Here is a 23,936-nt window from a genome sequence, read left to right on the forward strand (position 1 = left end):
CTGGCCGCCCATTACTGCAACACCTGACCCCCCGCACCACCCCACACCACCCGCCGCTGGCCGGCACCCCGAACCCGGGGTGCCGGCCAGCGACATATCCACAGGTTTTTGTGAAGAGTTGTTGCTGCCCCAGCGACAACAACTCTTCACAAAGAGCCGGCGCCATCGGTCGGAGCCGGCACGAGCGGCGGGCCACACCGACCACCGGCAACGGGCGGGAACGCCGCAGTCACGACGAGCAGCAAGCAACGGGACGAGCGCAGGTCGAGTCAGACCCGGAAGCCGGCCGCCCGCGCGGCCTGGCGCTCGCGGCGACGGTCGGAGCGGCGCCGCACGAACCAGAAGAGGAAGGCCACCAGCCCGAGCAGGAACGCCAGCACCAGCACCGGCAGGATGATCGCCACCACGGACATGATGACACTGGTCACGTCCTCGGCGGTGCTGGCCACCGGCGCGCCGAAGCCCGCGGTGGTGGCGTTGACGACCGGCCGGGCGGCCGACTTCAGCAGGTGCACGCCGAGCGCGATGACGACGCCGGTCACCACCGGCACCCACTGGTGGGACGAGAAGAAGCTCCCGGGGTCGCTGACCGTCACGGTCTCCGAGCTGGCGCCGGCGCCGAACGCCAGGCCGCCGGCGGTCGGGCGGACGACGGTCTGCACGATGTCGTTGACGTGGTCGACCACCGGCACCTTGTCGGCGACGACCTCGACGGCGAGCAGCGCCGCCAGGATCAGGACGACCCAGCCGTTGCCCAGCCACTGCCAGCCGCTGGGCAGCTCGATCAGCTCGGTGTAGCGGGCGAGCAACCCCATGGTGATCAGGGGAATGTAGGCGTTGAGGCCGGCCGAGGCGGCCAGGCCGGTACCCGTGAGAACTTCGAACACCGTCTCAGGATCGCACCGGCACGCCAGCGCCGCTCGGTGGCCACGGCCGGGTCCTCCGCTACCCTCGTCGGGTGCGGCTGGTGATTGCGAAGTGCTCGGTGGACTACGTCGGACGGCTCTCGGCTCACCTGCCGCTGGCCACGCGGCTGTTGATGGTGAAAGCGGACGGCTCGGTGTCGATCCACGCCGACGACCGGGCGTACAAGCCGCTGAACTGGATGAGTCCGCCCTGCCGGCTGGAGGAGGCCCCGGGCGTCTGGCGGGTGGTCAACAAGGCCGGCGAGGAGCTGCGGATCACCCTGGAGGAGATCTTCCAGGACACCTCGTACGAGCTGGGTGTCGACCCGGGCCTGCGCAAGGACGGCGTCGAGGCGCACCTGCAGGAGCTGCTGGCCGCCAACCCGGAGACCCTCGGCGAGGGCTTCACCCTGGTCCGGCGGGAGTACATGACCGCGATCGGCCCGGTCGACCTGCTCTGCCGGGACGCCAACTCCGGCGCGGTCGCCGTCGAGGTGAAGCGGCGCGGGGAGATCGACGGGGTGGAGCAGCTCACCCGTTACCTGGAACTGATGAACCGCGACCCGCTGCTCGCACCGGTCTCCGGGGTCTTCGTCGCGCAGGAGATCAAGCCGCAGGCCCGCGTACTCGCCACCGACCGGGGGATCCGCTGCGTGGTGGTCGACTACGACAAGCTGCGCGGCATCGAGCGCGACGAGCTGACCCTCTTCTGACCCGGCGCCCGCTCAGCGCCGGCCGTACATCACCTTCGTGGCCCTGACCAGGCGCGCCAGGTCGGCGGGGGTCCGCTCGAAGGTCATCGAGGGCAGCAGCGACGGGGCCCGCCGCCGGGTGATCGCCTTGGCGCGGCCGAACTCGCGCAGCCCGTCCTCGCCGTGGATCCGCCCGAAGCCGGAGTCACCCACCCCGCCGAACGGCAGCGTGGACATCCCGGCGAAGGTGAGCGCCGAATTGACCGAGGCCATGCCCGAGCGCAGCCGCCGGGCGATCGCCACGGCCCGCCGACGACCGAAGACCGCGCCCCCCAGGCCGTACGACAGGGCGTTGGCCCGGCGTACGGCCTCGTCGGCGTCGCGTACCCGGTTGATGGTCAGGGTCGGGCCGAAGGTCTCCTCGCGGACGGCGGCCGAAGACTCGGGGACGTCCACCAGCACGGTCGGGTGCACGTACGGTGGCTGGACGGCGGCCGGGCCGCCGAGCACGGCGCGGCCACCGGCGGTGATGGCGTCGTCGATGTGTCGCCGGATCACGTCGAGCTGGCTGGGCATGGTGATCGGGCCGATGTCCGTGCCCTCCGCGCCGACGGTCAGCCGGCCGGCGCGGGCGACGACCTTGTCGACGAAGGCGTCGAAGACCGGCTCGACGGCGTAGACCCGTTCGATGCCGATGCAGGTCTGGCCCGCGTTGGTCAGCGCGCCCCAGACGCATGCCTCGGCGGCGGCGTCCAGGTCGGCGTCGCCGTCCACGATCATCGCGTCCTTGCCGCCGGCCTCGAGCAGCACCGGGGTCAGCGAGTCGGCGCAGGCCGCCATCACCTTCCTGGCGGTGGCGGTCGAGCCGGTGAAGGCCAGCTTGCCCACGCCCGAGCGGCACAGCGCCGCCCCGACGTCGCCGAGGCCGTGCACCGCGGTCAGCACCGGCTGCTCCGGCACCACCTCGGCGAAGGCGTCCACCAGCCACTGCCCGACGGCCGGCGTGTACTCGCTGGGCTTGAGCACGACGGCGTTGCCGGCGGCGAGGGCGTACGCGGTGGAGCCGATCGGGGTGAAGACCGGGTAGTTCCAGGGGCCGATCACGCCGATCACCCCGTACGGCTGGTATTCGAGGTGGCCGGAGAACTCGGCGAGGATCAGCCGCGAGCGGACCCGGCGCGGCCCGAGCACCCGGCGGGCGTTGCGGGCGGCCCAGTCGATGTGCTCGATCGCGGTGAGGATCTCGACGATCGCGTCGGCGACCGGCTTGCCCCCCTCGACGTGGACCAGCTCCGCCAGTTCCTCGATCCGCCGGGCGAGCAGGCCGCGCCAGCGCAGCAGCCGCTCCCGGCGGCCGGTGAAGCCGAGCCCGGCCCACCACTCGCCGGCCGCCCGGGCCCGCTCGACCGCGCGGGCGACGTCGTCGGGGGCGGCCACGGGGAACCGGCCGGCTTCCGTGCCCGTCGCGGGGCTCGTCGAGACCAGTCGACCGCCCTCGACGACCGGGGTGCCGGGGACATGCACAGCCGTCATGGCGGAAGTCTAGACCCGGAGATTACCCACCGGTAGGGGCGACGAGGGCCGTGGCGGGCCGCCCCGCCGCCGGTCGCCGCGGGCACGGGCACACCCGGCCGGGGTCGATCGTGGGCGGCCCGCACATGGACCGGGCCGTGCCGCCGTGGCAGCATGCCGCGGATGGAGATCGAGCAGCGAACCGTGACGGCGAACGGCATCTCCCAACGGGTACGGGTGGCCGGCCCGCCGGACGGCGCACCGGTGCTGCTGGTGCACGGCAACGGCTCCTCCTCGGCGTTCTGGGAGCCGCTGGTCCGCCGGCTGCCCGCGACGGTCCGGGTGGTCGCACCCGACCTGCGCGGGTACGGCGACACCGCGACCGCCCCGGTGGACGCCACCCGGGGGCTGGCCGACTTCGCCGACGACGTGGCCGCCCTGCTCGACGCCCCCGGCCTCTTCGCCGCCGGCGCGCGCCCGGTCGTGGTCGGGCACTCCCTCGGCGGCGGCGTGGCGATGCGGCTGCTGGTCGACCACCCGGACCGCGTGGCGGCCCTGCTGCTGGAGGCGCCGGTGTCGCCGTACGGCTTCGGCGGCACGCGGGACCTCGACGGCACCCCGACCACGCCGGACTTCGCCGGCACCGGCGCCGGCTCGGTGAACCCGGACTTCGTGGCCCGGCTCGCCGCCGGCGACCGGAGCGCGGACGCCCCGACCAGCCCCCGCAACGTGCTGCGGACCACCTACGTCGCCGACCCGGCCTCGCTGGGCGAGGACGAGGAGTTGCTGCTGGAGAGCCTGCTCACCACCGCCACCGGCGACGACAGCTACCCCGGCACGGCCAGCACCTCGCCGCACTGGCCGGGTACCGCGCCGGGGTCCCGGGGCGTGCTCAACGCGCTCGCCCCGGCCCACTTCCGGCTCGCCGACGAGCTGGTCGCCGTCGAGGTCAAGCCGCCCGTCACCTGGGTACGTGGCGACGCCGACGTGATCGTCTCGGACGCCTCGCTGTTCGACCTGGCGTACCTCGGGTCGCTGGGAATGGTGCCGGGCTGGCCGGGGGAGGATGCCTGCCCGCCGCAGCCGATGATCGGGCAGACCCGGGCGGTGCTGGAGCGGTACGCCGCGGCCGGCGGCGCGTACCGGGAGGTGGTGCTCCCCGGCTGCGGGCACAGCCCGCACGTGGAACGGCCGGCCGAGTTCGTGGCGGAACTGCTGGCGCTGACGGGGGTGCCGGCGACGACGAACTGACCCCGTGCGTGAAATATCCCACGGCGTCTCGACAACCCAGCGTCAGGTGGCAGACTCCGGCGCATAACCTTAGTGGCCGTTCAAGTCGGCGGTGCAGCAACCAGGGGAGGCCGGTCGTGGCGCGCGAGTTCACCAGCGTGGGTGTGGTGGGTCTGGGCACCATGGGTGCCGGCATCGTCGAGGTGTTCGCCCGCAACGGCATCGACGTCGTCGCGGTGGAGATCTCCGAGGCCGCCCTGGAGCGCGGCCGGGCCAACCTCACCGGCTCCACCGGCCGGGCCGTCGCCAAGGGCAAGCTCGCCGAGGCCGACCGGGACGCCCTGCTGAGCCGGGTGCACTTCCAGGTGGGACTGGACGCGCTGCACTCGGTGGACCTGGTGATCGAGGCGGTTCCCGAGCACCTCGACCTGAAGCAGCGGATCTTCGCCGAGCTGGACCGGGTCTGCAAGCCCGAGGCCATCCTGGCCACCAACACCTCGTCGCTGAGCGTCACCGAGATCTCGGTCGCCACCACCCGGCCCAACCAGGTGATCGGCATCCACTTCTTCAACCCCGCGCCGGTGATGAAGCTGGTCGAGGTGGTCCGCACGGTGGTCACCTCCGGCGACGTGGTCGCCGACGTCGAGGCGCTCTGCGCGCGGCTCGGCAAGGTCGACGTCACCATCAACGACCGGGCCGGCTTCATCGCCAACGCGCTGCTCTTCGGCTACCTCAACCACGCGGTGAGCATGTTCGAGGCGCGGTACGCCACCCGCGAGGACATCGACGCCGCGATGAAGCTCGGCTGCGGCCTGCCGATGGGCCCCCTCGCCCTGATGGACCTGATCGGCCTGGACACCGCGTACGAGATCCTGGACACCATGTACCGGCGGGGCGGGCGCGACCGCCGGCACGCCCCGGTGCCGCTGATCAAGCAGATGGTCACCGCGGGCCTGCTCGGACGCAAGTCCGGCCGGGGCTTCTACACCTACGAGCGGCCGGGCTCCCCGGTGGTCGTACCCGACGAGCAGACGCCGGTGGCGTCGGAGTCGGCGCTCGCCGACGGTGCCCGGGGGATCGCCAAGGTCGGCGTGGTCGGCTCCGGGACGATGGCCACCGGCATCATCGAGGTCTTCGCCAAGGCCGGCTACGAGGTCGTCTCGGTGACCCGGGGCGCGGAGAAGTCCGCCAAGGTCTTCGAGGCGGTCAAGACCTCGCTCAACAAGGGTGTGGTGCGCGGCAAGCTCAGCGAGACCGACCGGGACGCGGCGCTGGGCCGGATCAACTGGTCCGCCACGCTGGAGCACCTGGCCGACGTCGACCTGGTGGTCGAGGCCGTGGTCGAGGAGTTGAGCGTCAAGAAGGCCCTCTTCGCCAGCCTCGACGAGATCTGCAAGCCGGGCGTCGTGCTCGCCACCACCACCTCCTCGCTGCCGGTGATCGACGTGGCGATGGCCACCCAGCGCCCGGCCGACGTGGTGGGGCTGCACTTCTTCAACCCGGCGCCGATCATGCCGCTGGTCGAGGTGGTGCGGACCATCCGCACCTCGGCGGAGACCACCGCCACCGCCCGCGCGGTCTGCGCGGCGCTGGGCAAGACCGGCGTGGTCTGCGGCGACCGGTCCGGCTTCATCGTCAACGCGCTGCTCTTCCCGTACCTGAACGACGCGGTGAAGATGCTGGAGGCCAGCTACTCCACGGCCGACGACATCGACTACGCGATGAAGCTGGGCTGCGGCTACCCGATGGGCCCGTTCGAGCTGCTCGACGTGGTCGGGCTGGACGTCTCGCTGGCCATCCAGCGGGAGCTCTACCTGGAGCTGCGCGAGCCGGGCTTCGCTCCCGCGCCGCTGCTGGAGCACCTGGTCACCGCCGGCTACCTGGGCCGCAAGAGCGGCCGGGGCTTCCGCGACCACACCCGTCGCTGACCCGGGTCAACACCGGGCACCGGTGACGGCGTCTTGAGGGTGTGACCTTCGAGGAGTACGTCAGCAGCCGCGGGCCGGCGCTCGTCCGGCTGGCCCGGCTGCTGACCGGTGACGAGCACCGGGCCGAGGACCTCACCCAGGACGTGCTGGCCCGTGCGTACCTGCACTGGCGCAGGATCGCCCGGGTCGACCGGCCGGACGTTTACGTGCGCCGGATGCTGGTCAACGCCAACACCTCCTGGTGGCGTCGCCGGTCCAGCCGCGAGCTGGCCACGGCGGAGTTCGCCGACCGGCCGGGGCGCGGGGACCTCGGCGGCGAGGCGGCCGACCGGGACGAGATGTGGCGGCTGATCCGTGCCCTGCCGGACCGCCAGCGCACCGTGCTGGTGCTGCGCTACTACGAGGACCTCGACGACGCGACGATCGCCGCGATCATGGACTGCTCGCCGGTCACCGTCCGCACCCATGCCATGCGGGCGCTCACCCACCTCCGGGAACGCTTCGGCGTCCCGATGACGAACGGGAGCCGGTCGTGACCGACCTGGATCAGCGGATCGCCAGCACGCTGCGGGAACGCGCCGAGGGGGCGGTGGACACCGACCGGCTGACGGCGCGCGCGGTCACCGTCGGTCGGACCCGCCGGCGTCGTCGGCGCACCGGAACCGGTGTCGCCCTCGGCTTGGTGGCGGCGCTCGGCTTCGGCGCGACCACCGTGCCGGAGCTGCCCCGGCAGCTGCCGCGGACGCACGCCGGCCCCTCGACAGCACCGGTCGTGCCGCCCCGCGAGCCCGGGGCGCCGGGTGCCGCCGCCCGCCCCGACCTCGTCGGCGCCGACCCGGGCGTGCTGCACTTCGGGATCGACCCGGCGCGGGCCCGCTACCTCGGCTGGGAGGCGGGGCGCGGGGTGGAGAGCGTCCGGCTCGACCTCGGCGGTGACCGGCAGGTCGTCGTCGACCTCGCCCGCACCGCCGCCGACGTGGAGCAGGCGTTCCACGATGGGATGAGCTACAGCCCGGAGCCGGCGGGCGCGACGGGGTTCGACGGGCAGATCCGGCGGGTCCCGCCGAGCGGGCCGGGCGGTCAGCCCGGCTGGATCCTGCGCTGGCGCCCCGGGCCGGGGCTCTACGCCCGGGTGACCACGGTCGCGCCGGACGACCGTGACCTGCGGACGGCGGTCGCGGCGCTCCGGCTCGACGAGGCGTACCGGTGCGCGGCACCGCTGCGGCTCACCGCCCTGCCGGCCGGGGCCCGCCTCGGGCGGTGCGCGGTGACCGTGATCAACTTCCCGGACTCGCTGGACGTGCAGTTCACCGTGCTCGGGTCGAAGGAGGAGCGGCTCGACGTCCGGTTGGAGTACCGCAGCGAGATCGCCGGCAGCCGTACCGAGGGGAACCGGACGATCGGCGGCAGGCCGGCCTACCGCTACCCGCGGGGAGACAAGTTGGAGCTGCTCGGCATCCCGAAGGCGCACCTGACCGTCTGGTTCGGCTGGCCGCACCAGGGCTTCACCGAGGCGGACGCAGCGACGGTCCTCGCCGGCGTGGACCTGGCGACGGACCTCACCCGGCCGGACACCTGGGAGTGACCGTAACCTGGAAGACGTGAGCCCCCGTCGCAACCGTCCCCGCCGGGACGACACCGCCCACCTGGACTCCGACCGGGTACGCCAGGGCGTCGCCTCGGTGCAGCAGTGGCGCGACGGCGAGTGGCAGGTACGCGGGATCGGCGGCGGCGCGTCCACCAAGACGTACCGGTGCCCCGGTTGTGACCAGGAGATCCGCCCGGGGGTGGCGCACCTGGTGGCCTGGCCGGCGGACGGGACGGGCGACCTCACCGACCGCCGGCACTGGCACAGCGGCTGCTGGCGGGCCCGGGACCGGCGCGGCCCGGCGATCCAGCGCGGGCGCAGCGCCCCGAAGCACGGCTGAGCGATCTGGATCACGCTGTTTCCGCCCGGGCGGGCGGCGGCGGCGAAGTCGCGCCAGACTTGAGCGGTGAGCACACCGATCCGCGCGTCGTCGATCCTGCCCGGCCACCGGGAGGACATCGAGCTGCACACCGCCGACGGCCTGCGCCTGGTCGGTGAGCTGGCCCGCCCGGTCGACCGCGAGCCGGTGGGCACCCTGGTCTGCCTGCACCCGCTGCCCACGCACGGCGGGATGATGGACAGCCACGTCTTCCGCAAGGCGGCCTGGCGGCTGCCGGCCCTGGCCGACCTGGCGGTGCTCCGGTTCAACACCCGGGGCACCAGCAGCGTCCGCGGCACCAGCGAGGGCGCCTTCGACGCCGCGGTGGGGGAGCGCTTCGACGTCGCCGCCGCGATCGAGTACGCCGAGTTCCACGAGCTGCCCAACATCTGGTTGGTGGGCTGGTCGTTCGGCACCGACCTGGCGCTGAAGTACGGCTGCGATCCGGCGGTGGCCGGCGCGATCCTGCTCTCCCCGCCGCTGCGCTTCTCCCAGCCGGAGGATCTGGCCGGGTGGGCCGAGGCGGGCAAGCCGCTCACCGCGCTGGTACCCGAGTTCGACGACTACCTGCGGCCGGACGAGGCGCGGGAGCGCTTCGCGGCGGTGCCGCAGGCCGAGGTGGTCGGGGTGCCCGGCGCGAAGCACCTCTGGGTGGGCGACGCCGAGACGGTGCTGGACGAGATCGTCCGGCGCGTCAACCCGGCGGTGCCGCTGCCGCTGCCCACCACCTGGGACGGCCCGGTGGAGACCGGCGACGTCAGCGCGTACGCCGACCGCACGGTGGCCTCCTTCGCCGACACGCCCGTCCCGGGTCCGCGCCGGGACTGAGGGTCAGCGGGCCTCCTGCCGGGGCAGTACCACCTCGCGCAGGATCAGCTGGAGGGCGGCCACCGTCGGGATGGCGATCAGCGCGCCGACCACCCCGATCAGCGCCACCCCCAGCAGCGCGGCGAGCAGGGCGGCCACCTCGTTGACCTCCACCGACCGTCGCATCACCTTCGGGTAGATCAGGTAGTTCTCCACCTGCTGGTAGATCAGGAAGAAGACCACGCAGGCGATGCCCGCCGGCAGCCCGGTGGCGAAACCGACCAGGCTGACGATCACCGCGCCGAGGGTGGCGCCGATCTGCGGGATCAGGTCGGTCACGGCGACGACCACGGCCAGCGCGAACGGGTACGGCAGCCCGACGACCAGCGCGAAGACGAAGGTGGTCACGCCGGCCAGCACGGCGATGCTCAGCGCCCCCACCATGTACGCCCCGACCTTGGCCAGGATCTCGTCGCCGATCAGGCTGACCCGCTGCCGGCGCGAGCGGGGGACCAGCGCGTACGCGAGGTCGCGCAGCTTGTCGAAGTAGGCCAGGAAGTAGATGGTCAGCACCAGCACGGTGAGCACCCGGAACAGGGTGCCGAAGATCAGCTGGGCGCCGCCCAGCACACCGCCGAGTGCCCGGCCCACGGTGTCGGCGTTCGCCGCCGCCTGCACGCGCTCCATCACGTCGTACCGTTCCACCAGGTCGTTGACCGTGGGGTTGCGCCGCAGCTCCTCGATGTAGCTGGGGATCTGGGTGACGAACTCCCCGGTCTGGGTCACCACCGGAGGCACGAGCGCCACCAGGCCGCCGGTGATCAGCAGCACCACGGTGAGGACGACCACCGCCACCGCGAGGCCGTGCGGCACCCGCCAGGAGCGCAGCCGGACGACCGCCGGGTTGAGCCCCACCGCCAGGAAGAGCGCGATGACCACCAGGACGAGGATGCCGCTGGCGTTGCGGATGCCCAGATAGAGCGTGTACGCCAGCAGCACGCCGAGCGCCCCGGTGAAGCCGACCAGGAAGCTGCTCCGCCGCAACGGCCGCCCCGGCTGGCCGAACCGGCCTGAGGCGGTCGCCACCGGACCGGCGGCCTCGAAGTCCGTCGGGTCCCCATCGGCCGCCGTGGTCGCATCCTCGCCGGTCCCGGGCCGCGCTCCGCCGCTCGTGTCGTCGCGGGACTCGCCCCGCACCGGTTCGTCCTGTCCCACCCGACCTCCCCGGATCGCGTCCCGGCGGGTACGCCGGAACTACCGGACCGTCCGCGGCCTGAGCCTCGGCCGGTCTCCTGCCGGAGGGTAGTGGGCGGCAGGTGTCCGGGCCAGCCCTGCCCGGGACGTCGGGCCACGGGCGTCCCACCGTCGTGGGTCGGGACAGGCCGGGCCGGCCGGTCCGGCGCGCACCGCCGGAACGGCCCCGGTCACTCCGACTCGACGGTGACCTTGCTCGGCTTGGCGCTGCGCTCGTCGGTGGTCGGCTTGGTCGGCCGCTTGCCGCCCTCGCCGGTGCTGGTGATCTTGGTCGGGGTGGCCTCCCGGCCGCCCGTCCCGGGCACCGCGGCCACCGTCGGCTCCCCGTCCACGCCGGCGCTGGCCGTGCCGCCGTCCACCGTGGTCACCGTTTCGGCCACCGGGCGGGCCATGGGCTTCGTCCCGTCCGCGGCGGGGACCGGCTCGGTCCTGGGCGTGGCCTCGTCCGCGCCCGGCGCGGTCTTCGCGCCGTCGGCGGTGGCCTTCGCGCTGTCGGCCGTGGGCTTCGTGCCGTCGGTGCTCGGCGTGGCGCCGGCGAGCGCCGGAGCGGCATCGCCCGCCGTCGGCACGGCTGCCGTACCGGTGACCTTCCGCAACTGGAGGTCGGTGATCTGCCGCTGGAGCTCGTCGGACTCCTGCCGCGCCTGCCAGGTCTCCTGGCGCAGGTCGGCGAGCTGCTGCTGGGCCTGCGCGATCTCCAGCATCACCTGGGCGAGCTGCTGACGGCCCGCCGCCGCCTCCTGCTGCGTCGCGGCCAGGTGCTGCTGGGTGGTGGCCAGGTGCTGCTGGGTGGTGGCGGCGTACTCCTCGAACTGGCGGCGGGACGCCGCGACGTGCTCGTCGGCCTTGCGGCGCTTGTCGACCGAGTCCGTCTCGGCCCGCTGGAGCAGCGTGGCGGCCTCCTCCTCGGCCCGGCGGCGCATGGTGAGCGCGTCGGTCTCGGCGGCCCGGCGGACCTCGGCGGCGCCCTGCTCGATCTCGTCGCGCCGCGCCGTCCACTCCCGTTCCAGCTGGTCGTGGCGGGTCTTGTGCTGCTTCTCCAGCTCGTCGTGCCGGGTGGTGTGCTTCTTCTCCAGCTCGTCGCGGCGCTTGGCGTACTCCTGCTCGGCGGCGGCGCGGCGCTGGGCCAGCTCCCGGTCGGCGGCCTCCCGCCGGCCGTTGACCTCCTTCTCCACGCCGGCCCGCCAGGCGCCCAGCTCCTGCTGCGTCTGCGCGCGGGCATGCTGCACGTACGCCTCGGTCTCGCTGCGCATCCGCTGCACGTACGCCTCGGTCTCGGCGCGGTTGCGCTTGGCCGCCTCGTCGGCCTCGGTGGTCAGTCGGTGCGCCTCCTGCCGGGCCCGGCCCCGGGTGCCCTTGGCGGCCTCCTCGGCGTCGTCGGTGATCCGCTTCGCCTCCTGGAGGGCCTTCGCGTGGGTGGCCCGCCCGGCCTCGGTCGCCGACTCGGTGAGCCGCTTGGCCTCCTGCTGGGCCTTGGCGTGTACCTCCTTGGCCGCCTCGCGTAGCTGGAGCGCCTCCTGCTGGGCCTTCGCCAGCGCCTCCTTGGCCGCCTCGCGCAGCTTGGTGGCCTCCTGCTGGGCCCGGTTGTGGATCTCCTTGGCCGTGTCGCGGAGCTGGGTGGCCTCCTGCTGGGCCTTGGTCAGCGCCTCCTGGGCGGCGGTGCGCAGCCGGGTCGACTCGTCCTGGGCGGTGGCCCGGAGCCGGGTCGCCTCCTCCGTGGCGGCCTTGACCGCGGCGTCCGCCTCGGCCTTGCGGGCGGCGGTGTGCCGCTCCTCCTCGGCACGCCGCGCGGCCAACGCGATCTCGAAGTCCTTGAGCGCCCGGGCGGCCTGCTCGCGGGCCTCGTCGATGAGGTGTTCGGCGGTGGCGCGGCGGGCCTCGATCTCCCCGCTGGCGGCGCTCAGGATGGCGTCCGCCTGCTCCTCGGCGAGGGTGAGAATCTGCTCGACCCGGGGCCCGAGATGCTTGAACGAGGCCCGGTCCACCACGTTCATCTGCTTGCGCACCTGGGCCAGGTCGCGCTGGAGGTGCTCGACCTGCCCGGCCAGCTTGTGGATCTGGGTGTACGCCTGTTCCCGTTCGGCCGCCAGGGTCGCGATCTCGTGCTCGGCCCGAGCAACGTAGCGGTCCACCTGTCGTTTCGCGTACCCCTTCAGAGCGGACTCGAAGCTGGGCTCCGTGGTCACGTCCCCGCCGAGAGCGAACAGTTCCTCGCCGTGCGACATGCCCCCATCCTCACACGCATCCGGCCCTGTTGGGGCGATACGGACGCCCCTGTTGGGACCTACTTCACTGCTGCCGTAACGGCGGTATCAGGGGTTGGGAAACGCATACGGCGCGGGGTGTCACCGGTCACCCGGTGTCACCCCGCGCCGCGAACTCATGCCCCGTCGGTGCGGTGGGTCAGCTGGCCGTCTCCGCGGTCGCCCGCTCCCCGGTGCTCGCGGCCTTGCCGGCCTCCGGCTTGGCCGGCGCGGCGGCCGGCTGCTGGGCCGGCACGCCCGGCACGATGCCGGCCAGGCCGGACAGCATCTGGCCGAGCTGGGAGGTGACGGCGTCCTTCTGGCGGGTCAGGTCCTCGACCTCGCGGCGGGCCGCCTGGGTGGTCAGCTCCGCCTCGGTACGCGCCTCGGTGAGCAGCCGCTTCGCCTCGGACTTGGCCTCGGACAGCGTCTTCTCCGCCAGCGACTTGGCCTTCTCGACGGTCTCGACGGCGGTGCGCTCCGACTCGACCCGGCGCGCCTCGGCGCGCTGCTCGATCTCCTTGGCGCGCTCCTGGGCGGCCCGGGCCCGCTGCTCGGCCTCGCCGACCAGCTTCTGGGTCTGCGCGACCTGGGCGGCGTGCCGCTCGGACTCCTCGCGCTCGGCCTTCTCGCGGCGCTCGGCGAGCTGGAGCTCCAGGGCCTGGAGGTCCTTGTCCCGCTTGTCGCGGGCGTCGGTGAGCAGCTTGGTCGCCTCGGCGCGCTTCTCCTCGGCCTCGCGGGCGGCCTTGGCCCGCTGCTGGGTGATCTCCCGCTCGGCGGTGGCGCGCAGGGTGGCGACCTCCCGCTCGACGGTGGACTTGAGCTCGGCCACCTCGTGCGCGGTGACCGTACGCAGCTGCTTGGTCTCCCGGTCGGCGTCGGCACGCAGCGTGTCGGCCTCGCGGCGGGCCTGCACCCGGACCTCGGCGGCCTCGCGCTCGGCGGTGGTGCGGACGTGGCCGGCCTCCCGCTCGGCGGTGGCCTTCATGGCCGCCGCCTCGGCGCGCGCCTTGTCGGTGATCTCCCGGGCCTCCAGCCGGGCCGCGGAGAGGATGCCCTCCGACTCGCGCTTGGCCTCGTTGCGGTGGTCGTTGGCCTGCTCCTCGGCCAACCGCAGGATCTGCTCGACCCGGGTGCCCAGGCCGGAGAGGGTCGGCCGGCTGTTCTCCTCGAGCTGCTTGTTGGTGTCGGCGAGCTTCTGCTCGAGCGCGCCCTGGCGCTGCTCGGCCTGGCGGAGCCGGCGCTGGGCGTCGTTCATCCGCTGCTCGGCCTCGGCCCGGGCCTGCTCGGACTGGGTCAGCGCGGCGGTCATCCGGCCGAGGAAGTCGTCGACCTGGTGGGTGTTGTATCCGCGGAGGCCGACGGTGAAATCTGGCTGCGAGTTCGCGTTATCGAAGAACGCGAGAGGGGAGGACTGCTGCTGGGGCATTGGGACATACTCGCAGACCCCCCGGGGTCGTTCGCAAGAGCGGTCCCGAGCTTTCGTGTCCTCATTACATGGTCAACTTCGGCGCTCCCGGACACCGGACCAATCGGCGATCTTGGCAGGTCCCGGGCAGGCCGGCGTTACGCGCGGTGAGCGGGAAAAGGGCCGCGGGGGATGCCCGCGGCCCTTTGTCCGGCGGCACTCGAATGGAGGTCCGGTGGCCCATGTGGAAAGGCAATGGCCGCTCACCGCAATGGGCATGCCGGCATCACCCGGACGGCTCAGTGGCCGCGGAACCGGTTGATCGCGCTCTCGTGCCGGGACCGCAGCTCCCGGTCCCGAACGCCGAGCCCGTCCGTGGGGGCGAGGCACCGCACGCCGACCTTGCCCTGGTGGGCGTTGCGGTGCACCTCGTACGCCGCCTGGCCGGTCTGCTCCAGCGGGTAGGTCCTCGACACGGTCGGATGGATCCTGCCCAGGGACACCAGCCGGTTGGCCTCCCACGCCTCCCGGTAGTTGGCGAAGTGGCTGCCGACGATCCGCTTGAGGTGCATCCACAGGTAACGGTTGTCGTACTGGTGCTGGTAGCCGCTGGTGGAGGCGCAGGTGACCACGGTGCCGCCGCGCTTGGCCACGTAGACGCTGGCGCCGAAGGTCTCCCGCCCGGGGTGCTCGAAGACGACGTCCGGGTCCTCACCGCCGGTGAGGTCGCGGATCCGCTCGCCGAAGCGCCGCCACTCGTCCGGGTCCTGGGTCTCCTCGTCCTTCCAGAACCGGAAGCCCTCCGCGGCCCGGTCGATGACCAGCTCGGCGCCCATCGACCGGCACAGCTCGGCCTTCTCCGGGGAGGAGACCACGCAGACCGGGATCGCGCCACCGTTGAGCGCCATCTGGGTGGCGTACCCGCCCAGGCCGCCGGAGGCGCCCCAGATCAGCACCACGTCGCCCTGTTTCATGTTGGCGCCGTGGTGCGAGACCAGCTGCCGGTACGCGGTCGAGTTGACCAGCCCCGGGCTGGCCGCCTCCTCCCAGCTGAGGTGGCGCGGCCTGGGCATCAGCTGATTGGCCTTGACCACGGCCAGTTCGGCGAGGCCGCCGAAGTTGGTCTCGAAGCCCCAGATCCGCTGCTGCGGGTCGAGCATGGTGTCGTCATGGCCGGCCGCGTCCTCCAGTTCCACCGAGAGGCAGTGCGCGACGACCTCGTCGCCGGCCCTCCACTTCGTCACGCCGGGTCCGGTGCGCAGCACCACGCCCGCCGCGTCCGAACCCACCACGTGGTACGGCAGGTCGTGCCGGCGGGTCAGCTCGGAGAGCCGGCCGTAGCGCTGGAGGAACCTGAAGGTCGGCAGCGGCTCGAAGATGCTGGTCCAGACCGTGTTGTAGTTGATCGCGCTGGCCATCACCGCGACCAGCGCCTCGCCCGGGCCGAGCTCCGGGGTGGGCACCTCCTGCAGGTGCAGCGCCTTGCGCGGATCCTTGTCGCGGGGGGCCATCCCGTCGAACATCCGGGTGTCCTCGGCGCGGACGACCACGCCCCGGTAGGTCTCGGGTACCGGCAACCCGGCGAGGCCGGCGAGTGCCCGCTCCGGCTGGTCGGAGCCTTCCGCCGCCATGATCGCTTCGAGGATGTCCTGCACGGTGACCTCCCGTTCGTCCGCACCCACGCCCGGGGTGCTGCCATCGTCGGCGTCGGTGCGACCGACCGCCATGTCGGCAATCGACACATCCGGCACCGGTCGCGCTCCTTGTGCGCCGGACGTTACTGAACGGTAGCTAGGGCCGGAAGCCCTCTGTGAAAAACTGCATCGGCCGATGCGTGGAGGTGTCCGTGGGGCACCCCTACCGCGCATCCCCGCGCTCCTTCCCGCCTCCTGGGGTGGCCGCCCCGAGAGGCGGGAGGGCAGGTGGTCAGTGGGCGTTCGCGGCGGGCTCGACCAGTTCGACCAGGACGCCGCCGGCGTCCTTCGGGTGCACGAAGTTGATCCGGGAGTCGGCGGTGCCCCGTTTCGGGGTCTCGTAGAGCAGCCGTACGCCCCGCTCGCGCAGCGCGGCGCAGGCGGCGTCGATGTCGACCACCGTGTACGCCACCTGCTGCACGCCCGGCCCGTTGCGGTCCAGGAACTTCGCGATGGTCGACTCCGGGGTCAGCGGGGCCAGCAACTGCACGCAGCCGCCCTCGGTGGTCGGGCCGACCGCCAGCATCGCCTCGCGTACGCCCTGCTCGGTGTTGGTCTCGATGTGCACGCAGCGCATGCCGAAGGTCCGCTGGTAGAAGTCGATCGCGGCGTCGAGGTCGGCGACCGCGACCCCGACGTGGTCGATGCGGCGCAGGCCGATGTCTGTGACATAGTCGGCAGCGGGCTCGACGGGGGAGTTCTCAGCCATGGCGCTAGTCTGACCGAACAATCGTTAAGGCGTACAGGTCGGCACCCCCTCGGAGGCAGGCAATGGCTTCGGTGATCATCAGCGGCGCGCGGACCCCGATGGGGCGCCTGCTGGGCAACCTCAAGGACCTTCCGGCGACGAAGCTCGGCGGCGTCGCGATCAAGGCGGCACTGGAGCGCGCCGGCGTCGCCCCGGACCAGGTGCAGTACGTGATCATGGGGCAGGTGCTCCAGGCCGGCGCGGGGCAGATCCCGGCCCGGCAGGCGGCGGTCGAGGCCGGCATCCCGATGTCCGTGCCGGCGCTGACCATCAACAAGGTCTGCCTCTCCGGCCTGGACGCGATCGCCCTGGCCGACCAGCTCATCCGGGCCGGCGAGTTCGACGTCGTGGTGGCCGGCGGCATGGAGTCGATGACCAACGCCCCGCACCTGCTGCTCGGCCAGCGCTCGGGCTACAAGTACGGCGACGTCACGATCAAGGACCACATGGCGCTGGACGGGCTCACCGACGCCTGGGACTGCTGCGCGATGGGCGAGTCCACCGAGCGGCACGGCGGGCGGCACGGCATCACCCGCGTGGAGCAGGACGCGTTCGCCGCGGCCAGCCACCAGCGGGCCGCCGCCGCGCAGAAGAACGGCCACTTCGCCGACGAGATCACCCCGGTGGTCATCCCGCAGCGCAAGGGCGACCCGCTGGTGATCAGCGAGGACGAGGGCATCCGCCCGGACACCACGGTCGAGTCGCTGGCGAAGCTGCGCCCGGCCTTCGCCAAGGACGGCACCATCACCGCCGGCAGCTCCTCGCCGATCTCCGACGGGGCCGCCGCCGTGGTCGTGATGAGCAAGGCCAAGGCCAAGGAGCTGGGGCTGACCTGGCTGGCCGAGATCGGCGCGCACGGCAACGTGGCGGGGCCGGACAACTCCCTGCACTCGCAGCCCTCCAACGCGATCCAGCACGCGCTCAAGAAGGGCGGGCTGAACGTCTCCGACCTCGACCTGATCGAGATCAACGAGGCGTTCGCCCAGGTCGGCATCCAGTCCACCCGTGACCTCGGGGTCAGCCCGGACAAGGTCAACGTCAACGGCGGCGCGATCGCGCTGGGCCACCCGATCGGCATGTCCGGCGCGCGGCTGGTGCTCACCCTCGCGCTGGAGCTCAAGCGCCGGGGCGGCGGCACCGGCGCGGCCGCGCTCTGCGGCGGCGGCGGCCAGGGTGACGCACTGATCATCCACGTGCCGGCCGGGGCCGAGAGCCAGCAGTGACCGCGAGCAGCGAGCCGGTGCTGCGAGCCTCGCAGTCGTGAACGAAGGAACCGCAGTGAGTGACACCCCCGTCGACCACGCCCGGACGTCGGCCACCGGACCGGTGCGCCGCAGTCGGGACGTACCGATGCTGGTGGAGCGGGCCCGCGCGGGTGACCCCCGTGCGGTGGCCCGTCTGATCACCCTGGTCGAGTCCGGTGACGAGGTGCTGCCGCAGGTGGCGGCGGCCCTCGCGCCGTACGCCGGTCAGGCCCAGGTGGTGGGCCTGACCGGCTCGCCCGGGGTGGGCAAGTCGACCACCACCAACGAGCTGGTCCGGGCGCTGCGGGCGCGCGGTCACCGGGTCGGCGTGCTGGCGATCGACCCGTCCAGCCCGTTCACCGGCGGCGCGATCCTCGGCGACCGGGTCCGGATGCAGGACCACGCCACCGACCCGGGGGTCTACATCCGCTCGATGTCCAGCCGGGGCCACCTCGGCGGGCTCTCCGCGGCCACCCCGCAGGCCGTGCGGGTGCTGGAGGGCGCCGGCTGCGACGTGGTGCTGGTGGAGACCGTCGGCGTCGGTCAGGCCGAGGTCGAGGTCGCCTCGCTGGCCGACACCACGCTGGTCCTGCTGGCCCCCGGCATGGGCGACGCGATCCAGGCGGTCAAGGCCGGCATCCTGGAGATCGCCGACGTCTTCGTGGTCAACAAGGCCGACCGGGACGGCGCCGACGCGACCGTCCGCGACATCCAGGGCATGATCGCCCTGGGTGAGCGCGGGCCGGGCGAGTGGCGCCCGCAGGTGGTCCGTTCGATCGCCGCCCGGGGCGAGGGAATCGACGACATCGCCGCCGCGATCGACAAGCACCGCGGCTGGCTGGAGCAGCACGACGAGCTGCGCCGCCGCCGGGAGGTGCGGGCCGCCGCCGAGATCGAGGCGATCGCGCTCGGCGCGCTCCGCGCCCGGATCGGCTCCCTGCGCGACGGTACGCAGCTGCCGACCCTCGCGGCGAAGGTGGCCGAGGGCGCGCTCGACCCGTACGCCGCCGCGGACGAGCTGCTCGCCCAGCTCGGCTCCTGACCCGAGCGTCGCCGTACCCGGATTGGCGCGGCGCGTCCCGGGGCACACTCTCACCGGCGGTGTCTGAGCAACGGTGCGGCATGGGTGTGGACGAGACATCGGCGGGCCGGACGGCGGCGTGGGAAGGCCGGCGGCCCTCGCCGTTCCGGATCCTGGCGATCCCGTTCTTCGCCGGCCTGCTGCTCTGTGCGCTGGGGTGGTGGTCTCGGCGGTCCGGGACGGTGCCCCGGCGCCGAGGGCCGGGGCCGGGGGTGAACGCCTCCACTGGGGACCCTGCTCTCCTAGTACGCTCGCACCGCTCCACGGAACCGTGGGGCGCGGGCGACGGTGTGGGGAGACAGACCATGGCTGACGAGGCGACGCAGGAGCTGTCGGTGACGCCGGACGCGGTGGCGGGCGGGACGACGCACGTCTCCGACGAGGTGGTGGAGAAGATCGCGGCGACCGCCGCGAAGTCGGTTCCCGGGGTGGCCGAGCTGGGCGGCGACGTCGCCCGGTTCTTCAACGCCGTGCTCGACCGGGTCGGCCTGGACCAGGTCGGCGACGCGCGGCGGGGCTGCTCGGCGCACGTGACCGACGGCGCGGCCGTGGTCAACCTGGTGCTGGTGATCGAAGCCGGCCACCCGGTACCGCAGGTGACCGAAGCGGTCCGGGTGCGGGTCACCGAGGCGGTCGAGGCTTACGGGCTGCGGGCCGACGAGATCAACATCCGGGTCGACGACGTGGCGATCGGCAGTCCGGCTGCCCCCTCCGCTTGAGGCCGGGCGGATCGGAGACCTGGGTAGGCGGCTTCCCGGGTATCCGGCCGATAGGCTCTCGCCTCTGCGAGGGTGACGGAGGCGGCGTGGGCGACCGGCGGCTGTCAGATTCACCTCGGGGACCGTGACGACCGCCGACTGCTGGTCCGCGCCGCCATCCTCGCCGATGCGGTGCGTGCCCTCGGTCTGCCGGCGAGCTGAACCGGCCCGCTGGCCCGCCTCGGTTACCGGCCGGTACGAACATCCTTAGCGATCGTTCAGGCATCCGTTCTACACTCGGTCTTCAGTCGAGGACCCGAGGAGGAGCCCCGCGGATGAACGCCGACGAGATCGCAGCCGGACGGGCACGCTGGCAGGCCCGCTACGACGCCGCGCGAAAGCGGGACGCCGACTTCACCACGCTCTCCGGCATGACCGTCGACCCGGTGTACGGCCCGCCGGAGGGCACCGCGTACCCGGGCTTCGAGCGGATCGGCTGGCCGGGCGAGTTCCCGTACACCCGGGGCCTCTACCCGACCGGCTACCGCGGGCGGACCTGGACCATCCGGCAGTTCGCCGGGTTCGGCAACGCCCAGCAGACCAACGAGCGCTACAAGATGATCCTGGGCGCCGGTGGCGGCGGGCTCTCCGTCGCCTTCGACATGCCCACCCTGATGGGGCGCGACTCCGACGACCCGCAGTCCCTCGGCGAGGTCGGCCACTGCGGCGTCGCGGTGGACAGCGCCGCCGACATGGAGACGCTCTTCGACGGCATCGACCTGGGCGGCGTCACCACCTCGATGACCATCTCCGGCCCGGCCGTGCCGGTCTTCTGCATGTACCTGGTCGCCGCCGAGCGGCAGGGCGTCGACCTGTCCATCCTGGACGGCACGCTGCAGACCGACATCTTCAAGGAGTACATCGCGCAGAAGGAGTGGCTCTTCGACCCCGAGCCGCACCTGCGCCTGATCGGCGACCTGATGGAGTACTGCGCCCGGGAGATCCCCCGGTACAAGCCGCTCTCGGTCTCCGGCTACCACATCCGTGAGGCCGGGGCGACCGCCGCGCAGGAGCTGGCGTACACCCTCGCCGACGGGTTCGGCTACGTCGAACTGGGGCTGAGCCGCGGGCTGGACGTCAACGTCTTCGCCCCGGGCCTGAGCTTCTTCTTCGACTCGCACGTGGACTTCTTCGAGGAGATCGCCAAGTTCCGCGCGGCCCGCCGGATCTGGGCCCGCTGGCTTCGCGACGTCTACGGCGCCACCAGCGAGAAGGCGCTCTGGCTGCGGTTCCACACCCAGACCGCCGGGGTGTCGCTGACCGCGCAGCAGCCGGTCAACAACGTGGTGCGGACCGCCGTGGAGGCGCTCGCCGCGGTGCTCGGCGGGACCAACTCGCTGCACACCAACGCGCTGGACGAGACCCTGGCCCTGCCCACCGACGAGTCCGCCGAGATCGCCCTGCGTACCCAGCAGGTGCTGATGGAGGAGACCGGCGTGGTCAACGTCGCCGACCCGCTCGGCGGCTCCTGGTACGTCGAGGCGCTCACCGACAAGATCGAGGCCGAGGCGGAGGAGATCTTCGCCCGGATCCGGCAGCTCGGCGGCGAGGGTCCGCACCAGATCGGCCCGATGACCTCCGGCATCCTGCGCGGCATCGAGGACGGTTGGTTCACCGGCCACATCGCCGAGTCGGCCTTCGTCTACCAGCAGGCGCTGGAGAAGAGCGACAAGAAGATCGTCGGGGTCAACTGCCACACCGGCACGGTCGCCAAGGAGCTGGAGATCCTGCGCATCTCGCACGAGGTGGAGCTGGAGCAGCGCCGGGTGCTGGCCGAGCGCAAGACCGCCCGTGACGACGCGGCGGTGAAGGCCGCGGTGGCCCGGATGGTCGAGGTCGGCCGCACCGACGGGAACATGATCCCGGCCATGCTCGACGCCGTCCGCGCCGAGGCCACCCTCGGCGAGATCTGCGACGCGCTGCGCGCCGAGTGGGGCGTCTACCGCGAACCCGCCCGCTTCTGACCCCCACCGTCCCTCCGCGATCCGGCGTTCCTGGTGGCCGCGAAAGCACCGCGAAAGGTGCGAACCGCCGGCCCCGGGCGCGCGATCGCGGAGGGCGGTCACGGCACCGGCCCGGTGGTCGGTGAGCAGGGGTGAGAGTTGCGACTGTCGCCGTCGCGCTTGATCTGAGTTCCGCGGGACACGTGCGAGACTAGGTAACCATGAGCGACCCACGGATCACCTCGTCGATCTTCACCCGCGGCGCGGTCGACCTCAGCGCGCTGCGCGGCACCGCACCAGCCAACACCCGCCCCAGCACACCGACCCAGGCCGGCCCGCCCGCCGGTCTCCCGGGCGGCCCCGCCACCGGTGGCGGCGGCCTCGCCGTGATCGACGTGACCGAGGCGACCTTCCAGTCCGAGGTCCTCGAACGCTCGCTGAGCACACCCGTGGTCGTGGACTTCTGGGCCGAGTGGTGCGAGCCCTGCAAGCAGCTCTCGCCGGTGCTGGAGCGGCTGGCCGCCGAGGGCGGCGGGGCCTGGGTGCTCGCCAAGGTCGACGTGGACGCCAACCCGCGGATCGCCCAGATGTTCCGGGTGCAGGGCATCCCGATGGTCTACGCGGTGGTCGGCGGGCAGCCGATCGACGCCTTCTCCGGGGTGGTGCCGGAGGCCGAGCTGCGCCAGTGGATCCAGGCGGTTCTCAAGGCCGGCGGCGTGACCGTGGCCGAGCCGGAGGACCCGCGCCTCGACGAGGCGGACGACGCCCTGATGAGCGGCGACCTGGACGCCGCCGAGCGGGCGTACCGGAAGATCCTGGCCGAGTCGCCGGCCGACGCCGCGGCGGAGGCCGGCCTGGCCCAGGTCGGGGTGGCCCGCCGGGTCGACGGCGTCGACCCGCAGGCGGCGCTCGCCGCCGCGCAGGGCGCCCCCGACGACGTCGAGGCCCAGCTGCTCGCCGCTGACATCGAGGTGCTCAGCGGGCTGGCCGAGCAGGCGTACGCCCGGCTGGTCGGCCTGGTCCGCAGGACCGCCGGCGAAGACCGGGAGAAGGTACGCCAGCACCTGGTCTCGCTGTTCACCATCGCCGGCCCGGACGACCCTGCCGTCGCCTCGGCCCGACGGGCCCTGGCCAGCGCCCTGTTCTGAGTTCGACAGCTTGCCAGCGCGGGCCGGCCTTCCGGCCGGCCCGCCCGACCACCGAGGACGGGAGCCCATGATGCGCCGGATCGCCGTCCTCGACGCGCCGACAAACCTGGGACTGCGCCCACCCACGTCGACCTCCGTCCCCGGCTGCGCCAAGGCGCCCGGCGCGCTTCGCGACCACGACCTGCTCGCCCGGCTGCGGGCTCGCGACGCCGGCCACCTCACCCCGCCCCGGTACGACCCGGGCGACTGGCGGCCCGGCGACGGGGTCTGCCACGCCCGGGAGATCTCCGGCTACTCGGTGACCCTGGCCGACCGGATCGGCGCGATCATCGACCGGGGCGAGTTCCCGCTGGTGCTCGGCGGGGACTGTTCGGTGCTGCTCGGCTCGGCGCTGGCCATGCACCGGCTCGGTGAGGCGGTCGGCGGCCGGATCGGCCTGGTCTTCGTCGACGGCCACTCCGACTTCCGGCACCCCGGCAACGCCTCGTACGTGGGCGCGGCGGCGGGGGAGGACCTCGCCCTGGTGACCGGGCGCGGGCAGGCCGACCTGGCCGCCATCGAGGGGCGGCGCCCCTACTTCCGGGACATCGACGTGGTGGTGCTCGGCATTCGCGCGCAGGACGAATACCGGCTCGACCTCCAGGCCGCCGGCATCACCACCCGGCCGGTGCCGGCGCTGCGCGCCGAGGGCGCGGCCCGCACCGCCCAGTGGGCGCACGAGCAGCTCGCCGACTGCGCCGGCTACTGGGTGCACATCGACGTGGACGTGCTCGACCCGGCGGTGATGCCGGCGGTGGACGCGCCGGACCCGGGCGGGATCGCCTTCGCCGAACTGGAGATCCTGCTCGCCGGCCTGGTGGACACCCCGCACTGCCTCGGCGTCGAGCTGACCGTCTTCGACCCCGACTACGACCCGGACGGCTCGTACGCCGCCGAGATCGTCAACACGATCGTGGCCGGGCTGGCCCCGGTCTCCGCACCGGAGGCGGTGCCGCCCCGGCTGCTGCCGCCGTCCCCGCCACCGCAGCGCGTCCGGTACACGGGGCCGACGGCCCTCGCCGGTGTCGCTTCCCCGCCCGACGGCGGTGGTGCGCCGGGGCCGGGCTCGCCGGTCGGGATCACGGCCGGGACGCCGGGTGGGTCCGCCGGACCGGCGGCGGGTGAGCCGAGAGTGGCACTCGGCCTGGCGACCGAAGACCTCGCGTCGGCGGCGGCGGAGACGCCGGTGCCCGCGGTGGCCGTCGAGCCGGTCGGGCCGCCCGCCTCCATCGGGCCCGGCCTGCTCCGCCGGGTGCCCCGGCCCGAGGAGGACGGGGCGTCGGAGGACGGCACGCCACCCTCGTCCGCCGGCATCGCCTGACGGGTCCGCCGCTG

20 protein-coding genes are annotated in these 23,936 nt (G+C 73.2%); 13 read left to right on the forward strand and 7 right to left on the reverse strand.

The annotated features are described in order from the left end of the window. Nucleotides 1–269: 269 nt before the first annotated feature. A complete protein-coding gene (locus AB0I41_RS06965; protein WP_357102738.1) occupies nt 270–887 on the reverse strand; it encodes a DUF4126 domain-containing protein in 618 nt (205 codons plus the stop codon). 71 nt (nt 888–958) lie between these two features. Between AB0I41_RS06965 and nucS the strand changes: the two genes are divergently transcribed. Next, on the forward strand, nt 959–1,618 hold the full coding sequence (nucS, locus tag AB0I41_RS06970) for an endonuclease NucS (protein WP_357102740.1): 660 nt from the start codon (nt 959–961) through the stop codon (nt 1,616–1,618). Between the two features lie 12 nt (nt 1,619–1,630). On the opposite strand, the gene AB0I41_RS06975 is transcribed toward nucS, so the two are convergent. Further along, nucleotides 1,631–3,130, reverse strand: coding sequence for an aldehyde dehydrogenase family protein (locus tag AB0I41_RS06975; RefSeq protein ID WP_357102742.1), 1,500 nt, complete (start codon nt 3,128–3,130; stop codon nt 1,631–1,633). Nucleotides 3,131–3,292: 162 nt separating this feature from the next. Here AB0I41_RS06975 and AB0I41_RS06980 point away from each other — a divergent pair, with 162 nt between their 5' ends. The 6 genes from AB0I41_RS06980 to AB0I41_RS07005 all read left to right on the forward strand — a co-directional run bounded on the left by AB0I41_RS06980 (nt 3,293) and on the right by AB0I41_RS07005 (nt 9,062). Then, complete coding sequence (locus AB0I41_RS06980; RefSeq protein ID WP_357102746.1) at nt 3,293–4,360, forward strand: alpha/beta hydrolase; 1,068 nt, start codon at nt 3,293–3,295, stop codon at nt 4,358–4,360. A gap of 116 nt (nt 4,361–4,476) precedes the next feature. Beyond that, nucleotides 4,477–6,267 (forward strand): 3-hydroxybutyryl-CoA dehydrogenase, encoded by a 1,791-nt coding sequence (locus AB0I41_RS06985; RefSeq protein WP_357102749.1) that lies wholly within the window; start codon nt 4,477–4,479, stop codon nt 6,265–6,267. A gap of 41 nt (nt 6,268–6,308) precedes the next feature. After that, on the forward strand, nt 6,309–6,803 hold the full coding sequence (locus AB0I41_RS06990) for a SigE family RNA polymerase sigma factor (protein ID WP_357102752.1): 495 nt from the start codon (nt 6,309–6,311) through the stop codon (nt 6,801–6,803). Beyond that, complete coding sequence (locus AB0I41_RS06995; RefSeq protein ID WP_357102755.1) at nt 6,800–7,852, forward strand: hypothetical protein; 1,053 nt, start codon at nt 6,800–6,802, stop codon at nt 7,850–7,852. The genes AB0I41_RS06990 and AB0I41_RS06995 overlap by 4 nt, the downstream gene beginning before the upstream one ends. 16 nt (nt 7,853–7,868) lie before the next feature. Then, entirely contained in the window at nt 7,869–8,195 is a 327-nt protein-coding gene (locus tag AB0I41_RS07000; protein WP_357102758.1) for a hypothetical protein, read from the forward strand. A gap of 66 nt (nt 8,196–8,261) precedes the next feature. After that, on the forward strand, nt 8,262–9,062 hold the full coding sequence (locus AB0I41_RS07005) for an alpha/beta hydrolase (protein ID WP_357102760.1): 801 nt from the start codon (nt 8,262–8,264) through the stop codon (nt 9,060–9,062). 3 nt (nt 9,063–9,065) lie between these two features. Here the strand turns inward: AB0I41_RS07005 and AB0I41_RS07010 are convergent, their stop codons facing one another. The 5 genes from AB0I41_RS07010 to mce form a co-directional block, all read right to left on the reverse strand. After that, nucleotides 9,066–10,127, reverse strand: coding sequence for an AI-2E family transporter (locus AB0I41_RS07010; RefSeq protein ID WP_357103138.1), 1,062 nt, complete (start codon nt 10,125–10,127; stop codon nt 9,066–9,068). 338 nt (nt 10,128–10,465) lie between these two features. Next, nucleotides 10,466–12,520 carry a hypothetical protein gene (locus tag AB0I41_RS07015; RefSeq protein ID WP_357102763.1) on the reverse strand — a complete coding sequence of 685 codons (2,055 nt, stop codon included), beginning with the start codon at nt 12,518–12,520 and terminating at the stop codon, nt 10,466–10,468. Between the two features lie 178 nt (nt 12,521–12,698). Next, nucleotides 12,699–13,967: a DivIVA domain-containing protein gene (locus tag AB0I41_RS07020; RefSeq protein ID WP_357102766.1), complete on the reverse strand. Its 1,269-nt coding sequence runs from the start codon at nt 13,965–13,967 to the stop codon at nt 12,699–12,701. A gap of 278 nt (nt 13,968–14,245) precedes the next feature. Beyond that, nucleotides 14,246–15,601 carry a crotonyl-CoA carboxylase/reductase gene (ccrA, locus tag AB0I41_RS07025; RefSeq protein ID WP_357103140.1) on the reverse strand — a complete coding sequence of 452 codons (1,356 nt, stop codon included), beginning with the start codon at nt 15,599–15,601 and terminating at the stop codon, nt 14,246–14,248. A gap of 271 nt (nt 15,602–15,872) precedes the next feature. Further along, the gene (gene mce / locus AB0I41_RS07030; RefSeq protein WP_357102768.1) at nt 15,873–16,349 is read right to left on the reverse strand and encodes a methylmalonyl-CoA epimerase; all 477 of its coding nucleotides are present in this window, start codon (nt 16,347–16,349) and stop codon (nt 15,873–15,875) included. A gap of 62 nt (nt 16,350–16,411) precedes the next feature. Between mce and AB0I41_RS07035 the strand changes: the two genes are divergently transcribed. The 6 genes from AB0I41_RS07035 (at nt 16,412) to AB0I41_RS07060 (ending at nt 23,922) form a co-directional block, all read left to right on the forward strand. Continuing rightward, a complete protein-coding gene (locus tag AB0I41_RS07035) occupies nt 16,412–17,611 on the forward strand; it encodes an acetyl-CoA C-acetyltransferase (RefSeq protein WP_357102771.1) in 1,200 nt (399 codons plus the stop codon). 127 nt (nt 17,612–17,738) lie between these two features. Further along, nucleotides 17,739–18,674 carry a methylmalonyl Co-A mutase-associated GTPase MeaB gene (gene meaB / locus AB0I41_RS07040; protein WP_357103143.1) on the forward strand — a complete coding sequence of 312 codons (936 nt, stop codon included), beginning with the start codon at nt 17,739–17,741 and terminating at the stop codon, nt 18,672–18,674. Nucleotides 18,675–19,018: 344 nt separating this feature from the next. Next, the gene (locus AB0I41_RS07045) at nt 19,019–19,432 is read left to right on the forward strand and encodes an Asp23/Gls24 family envelope stress response protein (protein WP_357102774.1); all 414 of its coding nucleotides are present in this window, start codon (nt 19,019–19,021) and stop codon (nt 19,430–19,432) included. A 314-nt stretch (nt 19,433–19,746) separates the two neighbouring features. Next, on the forward strand, nt 19,747–21,435 hold the full coding sequence (locus AB0I41_RS07050; RefSeq protein WP_357102777.1) for a methylmalonyl-CoA mutase family protein: 1,689 nt from the start codon (nt 19,747–19,749) through the stop codon (nt 21,433–21,435). Between the two features lie 200 nt (nt 21,436–21,635). Continuing rightward, the gene (locus tag AB0I41_RS07055; protein WP_357102780.1) at nt 21,636–22,562 is read left to right on the forward strand and encodes a tetratricopeptide repeat protein; all 927 of its coding nucleotides are present in this window, start codon (nt 21,636–21,638) and stop codon (nt 22,560–22,562) included. Nucleotides 22,563–22,629: 67 nt separating this feature from the next. Further along, on the forward strand, nt 22,630–23,922 hold the full coding sequence (locus AB0I41_RS07060; protein WP_357102783.1) for an arginase family protein: 1,293 nt from the start codon (nt 22,630–22,632) through the stop codon (nt 23,920–23,922). Nucleotides 23,923–23,936 lie beyond the last annotated feature (14 nt).

The sequence above is a fragment of the Micromonospora sp. NPDC050200 genome, assembly GCF_040656135.1.
Lineage (GTDB): Bacteria > Actinomycetota > Actinomycetes > Mycobacteriales > Micromonosporaceae > Micromonospora.

Bases quoted from the DNA above. Each gene is read 5' to 3' on its own strand.
- mce (WP_357102768.1), bottom strand. From the start codon at position 16,349: ATGGCTGAGAACTCCCCCGTCGAGCCCGCTGCCGACTATGTCACAGAC.
- AB0I41_RS07060 (WP_357102783.1), top strand. From the start codon at position 22,630: ATGATGCGCCGGATCGCCGTCCTCGACGCGCCGACAAACCTGGGACTG.
- AB0I41_RS07045 (WP_357102774.1), top strand. From the start codon at position 19,019: ATGGCTGACGAGGCGACGCAGGAGCTGTCGGTGACGCCGGACGCGGTG.
- AB0I41_RS06980 (WP_357102746.1), top strand. From the start codon at position 3,293: ATGGAGATCGAGCAGCGAACCGTGACGGCGAACGGCATCTCCCAACGG.
- AB0I41_RS07020 (WP_357102766.1), bottom strand. From the start codon at position 13,967: ATGCCCCAGCAGCAGTCCTCCCCTCTCGCGTTCTTCGATAACGCGAAC.
- AB0I41_RS07055 (WP_357102780.1), top strand. From the start codon at position 21,636: ATGAGCGACCCACGGATCACCTCGTCGATCTTCACCCGCGGCGCGGTC.
- AB0I41_RS07035 (WP_357102771.1), top strand. From the start codon at position 16,412: ATGGCTTCGGTGATCATCAGCGGCGCGCGGACCCCGATGGGGCGCCTG.
- AB0I41_RS07015 (WP_357102763.1), bottom strand. From the start codon at position 12,520: ATGTCGCACGGCGAGGAACTGTTCGCTCTCGGCGGGGACGTGACCACG.
- AB0I41_RS06975 (WP_357102742.1), bottom strand. From the start codon at position 3,130: ATGACGGCTGTGCATGTCCCCGGCACCCCGGTCGTCGAGGGCGGTCGA.
- meaB (WP_357103143.1), top strand. From the start codon at position 17,739: ATGCTGGTGGAGCGGGCCCGCGCGGGTGACCCCCGTGCGGTGGCCCGT.
- AB0I41_RS07050 (WP_357102777.1), top strand. From the start codon at position 19,747: ATGAACGCCGACGAGATCGCAGCCGGACGGGCACGCTGGCAGGCCCGC.